12 protein-coding genes are annotated in these 14,060 nt (G+C 72.9%); 4 read left to right on the top strand and 8 right to left on the bottom strand.

Annotated features, from left to right (window positions below; genetic code table 11):
* Positions 1-92 precede the first annotated feature (92 nt).
* Entirely contained in the window at positions 93-779 is a 687-nt protein-coding gene (locus ACQP0N_RS03795) for a TetR/AcrR family transcriptional regulator (protein WP_355048967.1), read from the top strand.
* 8 nt (positions 780-787) lie between these two features.
* Here ACQP0N_RS03795 and ACQP0N_RS03790 read toward each other — a convergent pair whose 3' ends face one another.
* From ACQP0N_RS03790 to ACQP0N_RS03765, 6 genes are all read right to left on the bottom strand, one after another.
* Complete coding sequence (locus ACQP0N_RS03790) at positions 788-1,264, bottom strand: DUF4383 domain-containing protein (protein ID WP_355048968.1); 477 nt, start codon at positions 1,262-1,264, stop codon at positions 788-790.
* 226 nt (positions 1,265-1,490) lie between these two features.
* Positions 1,491-1,946, bottom strand: a complete 456-nt coding sequence (locus ACQP0N_RS03785; RefSeq protein WP_433117593.1) for a DUF4383 domain-containing protein — start codon at positions 1,944-1,946, stop codon at positions 1,491-1,493.
* A 102-nt stretch (positions 1,947-2,048) separates the two neighbouring features.
* Positions 2,049-3,854, bottom strand: coding sequence for an ABC-F family ATP-binding cassette domain-containing protein (locus ACQP0N_RS03780; protein ID WP_433117592.1), 1,806 nt, complete (start codon positions 3,852-3,854; stop codon positions 2,049-2,051).
* 107 nt (positions 3,855-3,961) lie between these two features.
* Positions 3,962-4,912: a 4-(cytidine 5'-diphospho)-2-C-methyl-D-erythritol kinase gene (locus ACQP0N_RS03775; protein ID WP_355048971.1), complete on the bottom strand. Its 951-nt coding sequence runs from the start codon at positions 4,910-4,912 to the stop codon at positions 3,962-3,964.
* 86 nt (positions 4,913-4,998) lie between these two features.
* Positions 4,999-5,868 carry a 16S rRNA (adenine(1518)-N(6)/adenine(1519)-N(6))-dimethyltransferase RsmA gene (rsmA, locus tag ACQP0N_RS03770; RefSeq protein WP_433117589.1) on the bottom strand — a complete coding sequence of 290 codons (870 nt, stop codon included), beginning with the start codon at positions 5,866-5,868 and terminating at the stop codon, positions 4,999-5,001.
* Complete coding sequence (locus ACQP0N_RS03765) at positions 5,862-6,761, bottom strand: TatD family hydrolase (RefSeq protein ID WP_433117587.1); 900 nt, start codon at positions 6,759-6,761, stop codon at positions 5,862-5,864. The genes rsmA and ACQP0N_RS03765 overlap by 7 nt, the downstream gene beginning before the upstream one ends.
* Positions 6,762-6,837: 76 nt before the next feature.
* Here ACQP0N_RS03765 and ACQP0N_RS03760 point away from each other — a divergent pair, with 76 nt between their 5' ends.
* A complete protein-coding gene (locus ACQP0N_RS03760; RefSeq protein WP_433117585.1) occupies positions 6,838-8,085 on the top strand; it encodes a hypothetical protein in 1,248 nt (415 codons plus the stop codon).
* Positions 8,086-8,128: 43 nt separating this feature from the next.
* Here the strand turns inward: ACQP0N_RS03760 and metG are convergent, their stop codons facing one another.
* Positions 8,129-9,931 carry a methionine--tRNA ligase gene (metG, locus tag ACQP0N_RS03755; protein ID WP_433117583.1) on the bottom strand — a complete coding sequence of 601 codons (1,803 nt, stop codon included), beginning with the start codon at positions 9,929-9,931 and terminating at the stop codon, positions 8,129-8,131.
* Between the two features lie 158 nt (positions 9,932-10,089).
* Here metG and ACQP0N_RS03750 point away from each other — a divergent pair, with 158 nt between their 5' ends.
* Positions 10,090-11,301, top strand: coding sequence for a hypothetical protein (locus tag ACQP0N_RS03750; RefSeq protein WP_433117581.1), 1,212 nt, complete (start codon positions 10,090-10,092; stop codon positions 11,299-11,301).
* A 13-nt stretch (positions 11,302-11,314) separates the two neighbouring features.
* Here ACQP0N_RS03750 and rsmI read toward each other — a convergent pair whose 3' ends face one another.
* Positions 11,315-12,154: a 16S rRNA (cytidine(1402)-2'-O)-methyltransferase gene (rsmI, locus tag ACQP0N_RS03745; protein ID WP_433121397.1), complete on the bottom strand. Its 840-nt coding sequence runs from the start codon at positions 12,152-12,154 to the stop codon at positions 11,315-11,317.
* A 255-nt stretch (positions 12,155-12,409) separates the two neighbouring features.
* On the opposite strand from rsmI, the gene ACQP0N_RS03740 reads away from it, so the two are divergent.
* On the top strand, positions 12,410-13,963 hold the full coding sequence (locus ACQP0N_RS03740; protein WP_433121395.1) for a dolichyl-phosphate-mannose--protein mannosyltransferase: 1,554 nt from the start codon (positions 12,410-12,412) through the stop codon (positions 13,961-13,963).
* Positions 13,964-14,060: the final 97 nt, after the last annotated feature.

Genomic DNA, 14,060 nt, shown 5'->3' with positions numbered 1-14,060 from the left:
CGGCCGCCCGCCAGTGAGGCGACGACGTGAACGGGCACAGCGGAGACACCATCCCACGGCAGGGCGTGACGGAGCGCCAGCGAGGCGGCGACATGCCCGAGGCGAGTGACGAGCCGGCCGGCCGGCGGCCGACGCCGGCCACGGCGGCGAAACCCAAGCCCACGTCCCGGGTACGCATGTCGGCGGCGCAGCGTCGGGAGCAGTTGATCGCGATCGGCCGGCAACTGTTCGCCGAGCGCGGTTTCGACGCCACCTCGATCGAGGAGGTGGCGGCCCGCGCCAAGGTCTCCAAGCCGGTGGTCTACGAGCACTTCGGCGGCAAGGAAGGGCTCTACGCGGTCGTGGTCGACCGGGAGGTCCGGGCCCTGCTGGACCGGATCACCACAGCGCTGACGGCGGGGCATCCGCGGGAGTTGTTGGAGCAGGCGGCGCTGGCCCTGCTGGGCTACATCGAGGAGGAGACGAGTGGGTTCCGGGTGCTGGTCCGCGAGTCGCCGCTGATGTCCGGCACGGCCACGTTCAGCAGCGTGATGAACGACGTCGCCCACCAGGTCGAGCACATCCTCGGCGCCGAGTTCAAGAGCCGGGGGTACGACCCGAAGCTCGCCGAGCTCTATTCGCAGGCGCTGGTGGGCATGGTCGCGTTGACCGGCCGCTGGTGGCTGGAGGTGCGCAAGCCGCGCAAGGAGACGGTCGCGGCGCACCTGGTCAACATGGCGTGGAACGGGTTGTCGCACCTGGAGGCGAAACCCACCCTGATCACCGCGCGCCGGCACTGACCCACGTCTCAGCTCCGGTGCGCGTCCGCCACCGGGTGTTTGCGGCGTTCCAACTCCGCCTCGGCGTGCTCCGCCGGGCCGACCTTGTCGTAGAGGCCGGTGCCGAGCAGGATCAGCCCGAACAGCATCGACACGACCACGGTCGACATCGAGAAGTTGAGGAAGTTCGCGTCGGTCTGCAGCACGGACATCATCAGGATGCTGGTCACCAGGAACACCACCCCGGCGGTGAGGTTCATGTAGTGGCCGAGGTTGGTGCGCCGGGACGCCCCGATGATCAGGACGACTCCGAAGACCACGGAGGCGAGCGAGAAGGCCAGATTGGTCCGTAGTCCGAGGGCCCAGGTGCTGCTGCGGGCGAAGAGCGGGTCACCGATCGTCTCGGCCACCCCCCAGACGCCGAAGACCAGGATGTACACGCCGATCAGCCCGGAGAGCACCCGGTAGAGCGGCCGTGCCGGATGGTTGACCGGAAAGTGCGGCATACCCGAGACCCCATCCACCTGAGTTCGACCGTTTCAGGAGGATTGTCACCCAGGGCAGACCCGGCTGTCCGAAGAACCAGGAAGCCGGAACGGTCCGCCGAGTGGCTGGACCGGGTCAGGTTTTCGCCGGAGCCCGAGCTGCGCAGGGATCAAGCCTGACCGCCCGGAGCAGCTCGGGCTCCGGCGAAAACCCACGGCCGCAACCACGAAAGCAACCAAGAAGAGCTCAGAGAACGAGCCGAGCCTTCTGGAACGCCTCCGCCTCCTCGTCCGTGCCGACCTTGCCGTACATGCCGGCCATGAGCAGCACCAGGGAGGCCGAGAGCAGCGCCATCACCGTGACGACGCTGAAGTTGAAGATGTTGGCGTCGGTGCGGATGAACGCGAGACCGCCGAGGCCGATCACCATCAGGGCGTACGCCATCCACTGGTTGACCGCCACGTCGATGTTGCGGCCGAGCGCGGCGCCGACCAGGACGACGAGCCCGAGCAGCACACTGAGCAGCGAGAAGCCGAGGTTGGTGCCCTGACCGAGGACGCGGGTGTCATCCTGCGCGAGGACCTCGTTGCCGGCGCTCGCGATGATGCCGAGCACACCGAAGACCACCAGGTACAGACCGGTCAGCCCGCCGATCGCCCGGTAGATCGGCCGCGCGGGGTGGTTGATGGGGGTGTGGGCCATGTCTGGGTCTCCAACGCCGTGGGGTGAGGTGTCGCCGATGATTGTCCCGCATGAGCCGGTGTGACGCCGCACACGGCCCCCGCGCCGGCGTGCCCGGGCAGGTCAGCCCTCGGGCAGCTCCTCGGCCAGGGTCATCCAGCTCTCCTCGATCCGTTCCCGTTCGGCGCGCAGGTCCTTGAGCTGGGTGTCCAGGTCGGCGACCCGGGCGTAGTCGGTGGCGTCGGCGGCGAGTTGGTCGAGCAGGGTCACCTCGCGCTGGTCGAGCTTGCCGAGTTGCCGTTCGAGGCGGGTCAGCTCCTTGCGGGCCTGGCGCACCTCGGCGGCGGACATGCCGCTCGTGGCCGGGCCGGTGGGCGCGGCGGTCGGGGTGCCGCCCGCCCGGGTGGAGCCGGCCCGCTCGGCGGTCCGGGCGAGGTACTCGTCGACGCCACCGGGCAGGTGCACCAGCCGGCCGTCGCCGAACATCCCGTACGCGGTGTCGGTGACGCGTTCGATCAGGTAGCGGTCGTGGCTCGCCACGATGATCGTGCCCGGCCACGAGTCGAGCAGGTCTTCGAGCGCGGCCAGGGTGTCGGTGTCCAGGTCGTTCGTCGGCTCGTCGAAGAGCAGCACGTTGGGCTCACCGGCGAGCAGCCGCAGCATCTGCAACCGGCGGCGCTCACCGCCGGAGAGGTCGCTGACCGGCGTCCAGAGCCGGCGGTCGTCGAAGCCGAAGACCTCGGCGAGCTGCGCGGCGGAGACCTCACGGTCGCCGAGCTGCACGCGGCGGGCGACCTCCTCGACGGCTTCGAGCACCCGCAGGTGTCCGGGCAGCTCGACGAGTTCCTGGGACAGGAACGCCGGTCGGACCGTGGAGCCGGTGGTGAGGCGGCCCCCGTCGGGCCGGGTGATGCCGGCGAGCATCCGCAGCAGCGTGGTCTTGCCGGCGCCGTTGGCGCCGAGAATGGCGATCCGGTCACCGGGGCCGATCAGCCAGGTGGCGTCGCGCAGGATCTCCTTCGGCCCGGCGTGCAGCTCGACGTCCGTGAGCTCGTACACCTGCTTGCCGAGGCGGGAGACGGCCATGCGCTGCAACGACATGGTGTCGCGGGCCGGCGGCACGTCGGCGATCAGCGCGTTGGCGGCGTCGATGCGGAACTGCGGCTTGGAAGTGCGGGCGGGTGGGCCACGCCGCAGCCAGGCGATCTCCTTACGGAGCAGGTTCTGCCGGCGGGCCTCGACGGCGGCGGCGACGCGCTCCCGCTCGACGCGGGCGAGGGTCCAGGCGGCGAAGCCACCCTCGTACGCCCGGACGGTCTGGTCGGCGACCTCCCAGGTGGTGGTGCAGACGGCGTCCAGGAACCACCGGTCGTGGGTGACCACGACGAGGGCGCCCTTGCGGCCGACGAGGTGCCGGGCCAGCCAGTCGACACCGCCGACGTCGAGGTGGTTGGTGGGCTCGTCGAGGATCAACAGGTCCGCGTCGCGGACGAGCAGCGCGGCGAGCGCCACCCGTCGCCGTTCACCACCGGACATCGGGCCGACCGGCTGGTCGAGGCCGAGGTGCGGCATGCCGAGGCCGTCGAGGATGTTGCGGACACCGGCGTCGCCGGCCCACTCGTGCTCGGCGCCCATGCCCTCGCCCAGCCAGGCGGTGCCGAGCACCACGTCCCGGACGGTGGCGTCGGGGGCGAGGGTGAGCTGCTGCGGCAGCCAGAGCACGCGCAGGTCGCGACGGTGGGTGACCCGGCCGTCGTCGGGGTCCTCCTGCTTGGTGAGCAGCCGCAGCAGGGTGGACTTGCCGGCGCCGTTGAGGCCGACCACACCGATCCGGTCGGCGTCGTCCAGGCCGAGCGAGACGTCCGTGAGCAGCCGCCCGGCGGCGCCGTACCCCTTGGACACCCGGTCCAGGTTGACGATGTTGGCCACGTTCCACCCTTCAAGATCAAGGCGTCCGGGTGCCGGCGGGCACCTCGGGACGCCTGACCCAAGGGTACGCGGACGCCCCGGCCGGCCGCGCCGGCCGGGGAGCGCCGTCAGACGACGCGCGCGCCCGCCACCGGGCCGTGTGCGACCCGCGCCTCCCGGCAGACGCCGGCGCTGGTCAGCTCGGCGGCGATCCGTTCGGCGTCGGCGGCGTCGGTGGCGAGGAAGACGCAGGTGGGGCCGGAGCCGGAGACGATGCCGGTGAGCGCGCCGGCAGCCTCGCCGGCCTTCAGGGTGTCGGCCAACGCGGGGCGCATCGCGAGCGCCGCATCCTGGAGGTCGTTGCCGAGCGTACGGGCGAGGACCCGGGGGTCGCGCTGGCGCAGCGCACCGAGCAGGGCGTCGGTGCTGCCCAGCGGCGTGCTGGCGGTACCGGAGTCGCGCAGCCGGTCCAGCTCCCGGTACGCGGCCGGCGTGGACAGACCGCCGTCGGCGATCGCCACCACCCAGTGCCAGGACGTCGGCCGGACCAGCACCGGGCTGACCGCCTCGCCGCGCCCGGTGCCCAGCGCGGTGCCCCCGTAGACGAGGAACGGCACGTCCGAGCCGAGGTCGGCGGCGATCCCGGCCAGCTCGTCGCGGGACAGGCCGGTGCCCCAGAGCGCGTCGCAGGCCACCAGCGCGGCGGCCGCGTCGGCGCTTCCGCCGGCCAGCCCACCGGCGAGGGGGATCTGCTTGCGCAGGTGCAGCCGGGCGTGCGGCAGGACACCGGCGTACCCGGCCAGGGCGTGTGCCGCCCGGATCACCAGGTTGGAGTCGTCCAGCGCAAGCTCGCCGGTGCCCTCGCCCTCCATCGTGAGGGCGAGCGTGTCGCCCCGGCGGGCGGTCAGCTCGTCGTAGATGGAGATCGCGTGGTAGACGGTGTTCAGCTCGTGGTAGCCGTCGCGGCGCAGCGGCCCCACCCCGAGGTGCAGGTTGACCTTCGCGGGCACCCGGACCCGTACCGGGCCGATGGCCCCGCGCCGCTCGTCCTCGTCGTCCGGTCGCCAGGCCTCGGTCACGGGGCGATGTCCCGCACGCGCAGGCGGATGTCGAACGGCTTGGCCACGATCAGCTCCTCGGCGTCCTGGGCGGGCACGGCGCCAGCCTACTTCGCGGCCGGCGTACCGGCCGGAGCCGACGCGGCGATGGCCGCGAACTGCTCCACGGTCAGCGACTCGCCGCGGGCGCCGGGGTCGACGCCGGCGGCGGTGAGGGCGGCCTCGGCCCGGTCCGGGCCGCCGGCCCAGCCGGCGAGCGCCGCGCGCAGGGTCTTGCGGCGTTGCGCGAACGCCGCGTCCACCACGGCGAAGACCCGCTTCCGAGGTACGTCGGGTCGGGGCGGCTCGTGACAGGTGAAGGCGACCAGACCGGAGTCGACGTTGGGGACCGGCCAGAACACGTTCGGCGGCACCCGCCCGGCGCTGCGGGCGTCGGCGTACCAGGCGAGTTTGACCGACGGGATGCCGTACACCTTGGAGCCGGGACCGGCGACGAGCCGATCGGCGACCTCCTTCTGCACCATGACCAGGCCGTGCCGCAGGCTGGGCAGCTCGGCGAGCAGGTGCAGCACCACGGGCACGGCGACGTTGTAGGGCAGGTTCGCGACCAGCGCGGTCGGCGGCGGGTCGGCCAGCTCGGCGGCGGTGACGCGCAGCGCGTCGGCGCGGTGCACGGTGAGTCGGTCGGCGTCCGCTCCGGCGTGCCGCGTGGCGGTCTCCGGTAGCGCGGCGGCGAGCGTGGGATCGATCTCCACGGCGTGCACGTGCCCGGCGACCGGCAGCAGTCCCAGGGTGAGCGAGCCGAGGCCGGGGCCGACCTCCAGCGCCACGTCGTCGGGCGTCAGGCCGGCGGCGTTCACGATCCGCCGGACGGTGTTCGGGTCGTGCACGAAGTTCTGGCCCAGCTTCTTGGTGGGCGCGACGCCGAGCCGGGTGGCGAGTTCCCGGATCTCCGCCGGGCCGAGGAGGCTCACCACGGACCGAAGGCCCGCTCGCCGTTGGCGGAGATGGCCGCGCACAGCTCGTCCAGGTCGCTGCCGGTGGTCGCGGCGAGGGCGCGGACGGTCAGCGGAATCAGGTACGACGCGTTCGGCCGGCCCCGGTGCGGCGTCGGGGTGAGGTAGGGGGCGTCGGTCTCCACCAGGATCTGGTCCAGCGGTGTGAGCGCGGCGGCCTCGCGCAGGGCGGTGGCGCTGCCGAAGGTGACGGTGCCGGCGAAGCTGAGCAGGTAGCCACGGCGCACACACTCGCGGGCGAACCCGGCGTCGCCGGAGAAGCAGTGCAGCACCACCGTGTCCGGTGCGCCCGCGTCGTCGAGGATGCGCAGCACGTCCGCGTGGGCGTCCCGGTCGTGGATGACGAGCGCCTTGCCGTACCGCTTGGCGATGGCGATGTGGGCCCGGAAGCTCTCCTCCTGCGCGGCCCGCCCCTCGTCGCCGGTGCGGAAGAAGTCCATTCCGGTCTCGCCGATCCCCCGGACCCGGTCGCGGGCGGCCAACGACTCGATCTCCCGCAGCCCCTCGTCGAGGTCCGCCAGCCGGGGCGCCTCGTTGGGGTGCAGCGCCACGGTGGCCAGCACGGCCCGGTACCGGTCGGCGATGTCCGCGCCCCAGCGCGAGGACGCGACGTCCACCCCCACCTGGACCAACCGGTCCACCCCGACGGTGACCGCCAGATCGACAGCTGCGGCGACCGGGTCGTCGGCCGGTCCGCCACCCGGTACACCGGCCTCACTCACCGTGATGTCCAGGTGGGTGTGGCTGTCCAGCACCGGCCGGGGCAGCGGCTCGGGGGCGGGCGGGAACTCTCCGGCCCGCCGGGCGGCACGCTCGCGGCGGGTTTCAGTCGGCTCGCTCATCAGCGACAGCATCACACACCGGCGTCGTCCATCCGCCCGCCACCCGGCGTTCACCTCGACTACGCCGCGCGACTCTACCGTCGCGGCAATGACGGTCACACCTCACGCGAGCGACGCGGCCGGCGAGCGGATCGGCCTGCGTGTGGCATTCGGCGGGGACGTGTACCCGGCCGAGGAGATCGCCCGGGGCGCCGCGTACGAGCTGTTCAGCGCCGAGGAGGTCGCCGGCTTCGAACGGGCCCCCCGCCCGGGCAGCGCCCTGCCCTGGCATCGGTTCGTGCACGTCACCGAGGTGAACGCGGTGCACGGGGCAGTCGAGGCGGCCGAGGAGCCGGAGACGCCGCTGATGCTGCCGGCGCACCGGGAGCACGGTTGGTCGCACGTACACCAGCTCAGCCAGCAGCCGTCCGCGGCGGGCGACCCGGTGTTGGCCGCGGTGCGCGCCTCGGCGGTGGTGCGGCGCGGAACCCGGATGGTGAAGGTGCTCTCGGCGCGGCAGCTCGCCGGGTACGTGCGGGGCTGGCTGCCGCACGGCTTCTGCTACCGGGAGCACGACGTGGCGCACCTGCGGACGCCGGTGACGACCACCGTGCTGCGCACCGACGGGGACGTCGGGCGGGATGGGTCGGACGTGGCGTACGCGCTGCGCTGGCGGGCGGCCGACCCGGGCGACTACGACGTGCCGGTGGGCGAGGCCCACCGTGGGCTGACCGCGCTCAGCTCCCGGGACCGCGTGGGCCCCTCGGTGCTGGGCACCGGTTTCGCGCCGAGCAACGGCCAGCTCATCCCGGAGTTCGTGACCCGGGACTTCGCCGACCTGCCGATGCCGGCGAACGCGACGCTGCTGGCGTACACCGCCGAGGGAACGGAGGTGGTGCTCTACAGCTACCAGGCCGAGCAGCGCGCGTGGCTGCGGATGGTCGGCCCGCAGTGGCGGCACCTGCTGGCCGCGGTCCCGGGCCTCTCCCCCGACCAGGAGTTCGTGCCGACCGGCGACGCCCCGCGCTCCACCCAGCTCGTCGGCCTCTACGGCGACACGGAGTACGAGGCGGTGGCCGACCTGCCCGGGGGTTTCCGGGTGCTGGCGATGACCCGGGCGGCCCGCTACCCGGTGGAGGCGGTGGCCCGCCGGCTCCGGTTCGCCACCTGGCGGGGCGTGCCCTGCCTGGTGTTGCGCGAGGAGGCCGGCTGGCTGCGGTTACGGCTGCGCCAACCCGACCCGGAGGCGGTGGTCATCACCGGCGCGCAGTGCCACGACCGGGGCGTCTACGAGACCTGGGCGCCGGGTGCCGAGGTCACCGAGGACCAGGTCATGGACACGCGCTACGCGCTCTGACGGCACGCGGCGACAGGACGTGCCGCCGCGTGCCGCCAAACGCTCAGCCGGTCAGGCGGGCCAGCTCCTCGTCGACGATCGACGGGTCGAGCTTGCGGAACACCGGCGTCGGCGCGGTCAGCGCCCGGCCGGTCTCGATCGGCACCGACTCCCAGCGCGCGCCCACCGTGTAGTCCCCGGTGAGCACCGGGTACGACGGACCCCCGTCCAGGTCGTCGACCTGCTCGATGACGGGCATCGGCGCGTGTACGCCGGTGCCGCCGAGCAGCTCGTACACCTTCTGCGCGGAGTGCGGCAGGAACGGGGTGAGCAGTGTGTTGGCGTCGCTGACCACCTGGAGGGCGACGTGCAGGATGGTGCCCTGGCGGGGCTTGTCGGCCTCGGCCTTGAGCTTCCACGGCGCCTGCTCGGAGAGGTACTTGTTCGCCTCGGCGACCACCCGCATGGCCTCACCGATGGCCTGCTTCTGCCGGTGCCGGCCGATCAGGTCACCGACCGTGTCGAAGCCGGTCCGGGCGACGGCGAGCAGCGCCTCGTCGGCCTCCGTGAGTCCGGCCGGGTCGACCGGCGGGATGGCCCCGAAGTTCTTCGCCGCCATCGAGACGCACCGGTTGACCAGGTTGCCCCAGCCGGCGACCAGCTCGTCGTTGTTGCGGCGCAGGAACTCCGCCCAGGTGAAGTCGGTGTCGTTGCTCTCCGGGCCGGCGGCGGCGATGAAGTAGCGCAGCGCGTCGGCGTCGTAGCGCTCCAGGAAGTCCCGGACGTAGATGACCACCTTGCGGGACGAGGAGAACTTGCGCCCCTCCATGGTCAGGTACTCGCTGGAGACCACCTCGGTGGGCAGGTTGAGCCGGCCCAGCTCGCCCGGCTCACCGTCGCGGGAGCCCTCACCGGAGTAGCCGGAGAGCAGCGCCGGCCAGATCACCGAGTGGAAGACGATGTTGTCCTTGCCCATGAAGTAGTAGGACTGGGAGTCCTTACCCTGGCCGTCGGCGGACCACCACCTGCGCCACGCCTCCGGGTCGCCGGAGCGGCGGGCCCACTCGATCGAGGCCGACAGGTAGCCGATGACCGCGTCGAACCACACGTAGATCCGCTTGTCGGGGCGGTCGCGCCAGTCGTCGAGCGGGATCGGCACACCCCACTCCAGGTCCCGGGTGATCGCCCGGGGCTGGAGGTCGTCGAGCAGGTTGCGGGAGAACCGCAGCACGTTGGGCCGCCATCCCTGGCGGGTGTCCAGCCACTGCCGGAGCACGTCGGCCAGGGCGGGCAGGTCCAGGAAGAAGTGCTCGGTCTCGACGAACTTCGGGGTCTCGCCGTTGATCCGCGACTTCGGGTCGATCAGGTCGATCGGGTCGAGCTGGTTGCCGCAGTTGTCGCACTGGTCGCCGCGGGCGCTGTCGTAGCCGCAGATCGGGCAGGTGCCCTCGATGTACCGGTCGGGCAGGGTGCGCCCGGTCGACGGCGAGATCGCGCCCATGGTGGTCTTGGGCACGATGTAGCCGTTGCGGTACATCCCCTCGAACAACTCCTGCACCACGGCGTAGTGGTTGCGGGTGGTGGTGCGGGTGAACAGGTCGTAGGAGAGGCCGAGACCGTGCAGGTCCTCCACGATCACCCTGTTGTACCGGTCGGCCAGTTCGCGCGGGGTGACCCCGTCGGCGTCGGCCTGCACCTGGATGGGGGTGCCGTGCTCGTCGGTGCCGGAGACCATGAGCACGTCGTGGCCGGCCATCCGCATGTACCGGGCGAAGACGTCGGAGGGAACGCCGAAACCGGAGACGTGGCCGATGTGGCGGGGGCCGTTGGCGTACGGCCAGGCCACTGCCGCGAGAACGTGACTCATGAGCAGCAAGCCTAGTGACCCGTCCGGCGGGCCCGCGAACCAATAGGGGGTGACGGGTCGACGGACCGGGCTGAGCCCCTCGGCCTTTGGTCCGATTTGTCGCCGACACGCGGTCCAGCTGCCCGTTCGGCCCCCACTGCCGGTGTGCAATGAACCTCGTGACTGGCAGACGAGCGGCTCGGGACCATGACGAGCGTCCCATCGGGCCGACGGTCGACGACGAGCCCGGCAGGGCGTCCGAGGCGTCCCGGGGCGGCGCGGTCGCGCCCCAACCCCGGCCGGTGCCCGCCGCCGACCCGACCGCCGCTCCCCGTCCGGACCCCGCGCCGAGCCCGGTGCCACAGCCGGATGCCGCGCCGAGCCCCGCGCCGCGCGCCGGCGCCGGGCCGCGGCCGAGCCCCAACCCCCGTCCGCCGACGCCGACCCCGGCGCGCCCCAGCCCGACGGCGCCCACGCCCAGCCCGGCCCGGCCGCAGCCGCCGGGCCCGGCCGCCGAGAGACCACCGGCCGGCTCGTCCGCAGAGACGGCGGCGTCCGGCTCGTCCGCCGAGAGGCCACCGGCTGGTTCGTACGCCGGGACGGCGGCGGCCGGGAGTGCGACGCCCGCCGCTGTCGAACCGGGTCAGGCGGCGACGGCCGAGGTGGAGCCGACCACCGGGGCCCCGGTGGACGCGCTGCCGCGCCGGGTGCCGGTCCGTCAGCAGAGCCGCGGCCGGAACGCGCACCGGTCCGACGGGACGGAGCCGCCGGACGGCGACGGTGTCTTCTGGGCGCCGATCGAGGAGGTGCACTGGGACGGCACCCCGGTACGGGAGGACCCCGCTTCCCGGCCCCGCACCCCGGCGACTGGTCGTCGCGCCACCGCGCGGACGGCCGCACCGCCCGACCCACTGGTCGGACTGACCGTGCTGGTGCTGTTGAGCCTGGTCACCGCCTTCTTCGCCTGGGTCAGCGCGGGACCGTTCTGGCTCGCCGTCGGGCACGCGCGCGACGGCACCGTGGTGATCGACTCCTGCGCCGGCGGCGGGCTCACCCAGCGCTGCCGGGGGATGTTCACGGCGGACGAGGGACGGTTCCTGGCACCCGGCGTACGCGTCAGCGGCGTGCCCGCCGGGGGCGACGCGCCCGGGACCGCGCACCGGGCCCGGATGACCGGACCGGACGGCAGCACCGCGTACGCCGACACCGGCGCGAGCCGACACCTGCGCTGGCTGCCCGGGTTGGTGGTGGTGCTCGGCTGCGCCGCCGGCATCGTCCGGTGGACCGGGTCGGCCCGGCTGCCCGGCCGGCGACACCGTCGGTGGGCGGTGGCCGCCGCGCTCGCCGGCCCGACGCTGATCACCCTCGGCTTCCTGGCGGCCGCCTGGTGAGCGCGGCGGCGGGTCAGCTGTGCACGATCGTGTAGACCTCGCGGCGGCGGAGGGCGAACTCGGTGGCGACATCGGTGATGGCGTCCCGGCGGGACCGTCCGGCGGCCTCCCGCTCGGCGACCGCGGCGCGCAGGGTCTCGTCGTCGGGGCGTTCCGCGGCGGTCACCGGCGCGCCGGCCACCACCAGGGTGATCTCCCCGCGCGGCTCGGTCTCAGAGGCCCAGCGGGCCAGCTCACCGAGCGGACGGCGGAGAACCTCCTCGTACGTCTTGGTCAGCTCCCGGCAGAGCGCGGCCGGCCGGTCCGCGCCGAACGTGTCGGCCAGGTCGGTGAGCGCCGCGCCGATCCGGTGCGGCGCCTCGAAGAAGACGAGGGTGCGCTCCTCGGCGGCGAGCGCGCGCAGGCGGGACCGGCGCGCGCCTCCGGCCCGGGATAGGAACCCCTCGAAGCAGAACCGGTCGCAGGGCAGCCCGGAGACGGCGAGGGCGGTGGTCACCGCGCTGGGCCCGGGGGCCACGGTGACCGGCGCACCAGCGTCCAGCGCGGCCCGGACCAGCCGGTATCCCGGGTCGGAGACGCTCGGCATGCCGCCGTCGGTCACCAGCGCCACCGCGTACCCGCCGAGGATGACCTCGACGAGTTCGGGCGTACGCCGTTCCTCGTTGCCCTCGAAGTAGGAGACGATGCGGCCTCCCACGGTGATGTCGAGGTCGCGAGCCAGCCGGGTGAGGCGGCGGGTGTCCTCGGCGGCCACCACGTCGGCGCTGGCCAGCACCTCGCGGAACCGGACCGAGGCGTCGGCGGGGTTGCCGAGCGGGGCGCCGAGCAGGATCAGGCGTCCAGCTTCGGACATTTCACCCACGACATCGTCTCCTTCATCGACAGCGAATACCGGTATCAGGGACGACGGGCGCCACAGGACACCCTGGCAGCCTACGATCGCCGGGTGACGAGTGCGTCGACAGCGCAGAGCCCGAGCGTCGAGCCGGCAGGAACGGTCGAGGTGTCGGGCGAGCCCAGCCCCCCTCAGGAAGCGGCGACGCCGCCCGCCGACAGCGGGGGTGTGTCCGCCGCGGTCCGTCGCCGGTTTGCCACCGTCGACAGCCGGATGGACCCGTACTCGTGGTTGGCCACCGCCGTGGTGGTGGCCATCGCGGCGATCCTGCGCTTCGTCGGCCTGTCCAGTCCCAAGGGCAAGATCTTCGACGAGACGTACTACGCCAAGGACGCGTACGGGCTGATCAGCCGGGGCGTCGAATGGAACTACAAGGACAACGTCCCGTCGTACGTGGTGCACCCGCCACTGGGCAAGTGGCTGATCGGCATCGGCGAGTGGGCCTTCGGCTACCAGGACGCGGATTCGAAGGTCTCCGTCGGCGGGCACCTGTTCACCACCGCGCCGGAGTTCGGCTGGCGGTTCTCGGCGGCCCTGATCGGCACGCTGTCGGTGCTGCTGCTGGTCCGCATCGGCCGGCGGCTGTTCCGCTCGACGGTGCTCGGCTGCGCGGCCGGCCTGCTGCTCGCGCTTGACGGCTTCCACCTGGTGCTGTCCCGCGCCGCGCTGCTCGACATCTTCCTGCTGTTCTTCGTGCTGGCGGCCTTCGGCGCGCTGGTACTCGACCGGGACGCCCGGCGTCGGCGCTGGGCACGCGCGCTCGACGACGGCCTCGACCCCAGCCTGCCCGGGCGCGCGGGCCGACCGTCGACCGGTTGGCGGACGTGGCCGTGGTGGCGGCTGGCCGCCGGGGTGCTGATCGGCTGCGCCTGCGCGGTCAAGTGGAGCGCGCTCTATTTCGTGCCGGTGTTCGCCCTCTTCGTGGTCCTCTGGGAGGTCGGGCTCCGCCGGTCGGCCGGCGTCCGCAGGCCCTGGCGGGACACCCTGCTCGACGAGGTGCCCTGGCTGGTGCTGGCGGGGGTGCTGATGGTCGGCACCTACCTGGCGACCTGGTCGGGGTGGTTGCTGAGCGACGACGGCTACTACCGGCTGGCGACGTCGTCGGCGTACCCGACGGGGTCACTGAGCGACACCCCTGTCATCGGCCCGCTGGTCAACCTCTACGAGTACCACCGCGCCGCGTACGGTTTCCACGCCCAGCTCGACGACCCGCACAAGTACCAGTCGTGGCCGTGGCAGTGGCTGCTGCTCGGCCGCCCGGTCGCCTTCCACTGGTCGGGGGACGGCGCCTGCGGCGCACCGACCTGCGCCTCGGAGATCCTGCTGCTGGGCACTCCGCTGCTGTGGTGGTCGTTCCTGCCCGCTCTGGTGGCACTCGTCTGGTTGGGCATCGCCCGTCGGGACTGGCGGGCCGGCGCGATCCTGCTCACCGTGGCCGCGGGTCTGCTGCCCTGGTTCTGGTTCGCCCTCGACGGCCGGACGATGTTCTCGTTCTACGCGGCCCCGGCGCTGCCCTTCCTGGTACTCGCCGTGGTGTACGTGCTGGGCGCGTTGATCGCCCCGGCCGGGGGTGACGTGGGTGAGACGAAAGCCCTGGTGCCCGGCGACGCCGGCTACGAACGACGGTTGGTGGGCAGCATCGCGGCCGGGGCGTACGTGCTGCTGGTGGGGCTGTGCTTCGCCTACTTCTACCCGATCTTCGTGGGCAAACTGATCCCGTACTCGGACTGGCTGGCCCGGATGTGGCTCGACGGTCGCTGGATATAAGCACCGGCAGGCGACGCGCCGCACAGCGCGAAGGACATCGGGCCCGCACGCGTGACGCGTGCGGGCCCGATGCTCGCTTGCGAAGTTCCAGACAAAG

The organism is Micromonospora sp. CA-246542 (assembly GCF_050942905.1).
In the GTDB taxonomy this organism is placed as follows: domain Bacteria; phylum Actinomycetota; class Actinomycetes; order Mycobacteriales; family Micromonosporaceae; genus Micromonospora.
The sequence above is the reverse complement of the archived record's forward strand: the minus strand, read 5'-3'. Positions and strand labels throughout refer to the sequence as shown.

Coding starts and splice junctions, on each gene's coding strand:
- ACQP0N_RS03795 (WP_355048967.1), top strand. CDS start 93: ATGCCCGAGGCGAGTGACGAGCCGGCCGGCCGGCGGCCGACGCCGGCC.
- ACQP0N_RS03790 (WP_355048968.1), bottom strand. CDS start 1,264: ATGCCGCACTTTCCGGTCAACCATCCGGCACGGCCGCTCTACCGGGTG.
- ACQP0N_RS03785 (WP_433117593.1), bottom strand. CDS start 1,946: ATGGCCCACACCCCCATCAACCACCCCGCGCGGCCGATCTACCGGGCG.
- ACQP0N_RS03765 (WP_433117587.1), bottom strand. CDS start 6,761: ATGCTGTCGCTGATGAGCGAGCCGACTGAAACCCGCCGCGAGCGTGCC.
- ACQP0N_RS03760 (WP_433117585.1), top strand. CDS start 6,838: ATGACGGTCACACCTCACGCGAGCGACGCGGCCGGCGAGCGGATCGGC.
- metG (WP_433117583.1), bottom strand. CDS start 9,931: ATGAGTCACGTTCTCGCGGCAGTGGCCTGGCCGTACGCCAACGGCCCC.
- rsmI (WP_433121397.1), bottom strand. CDS start 12,154: ATGTCCGAAGCTGGACGCCTGATCCTGCTCGGCGCCCCGCTCGGCAAC.
- ACQP0N_RS03740 (WP_433121395.1), top strand. CDS start 12,410: ATGGACCCGTACTCGTGGTTGGCCACCGCCGTGGTGGTGGCCATCGCG.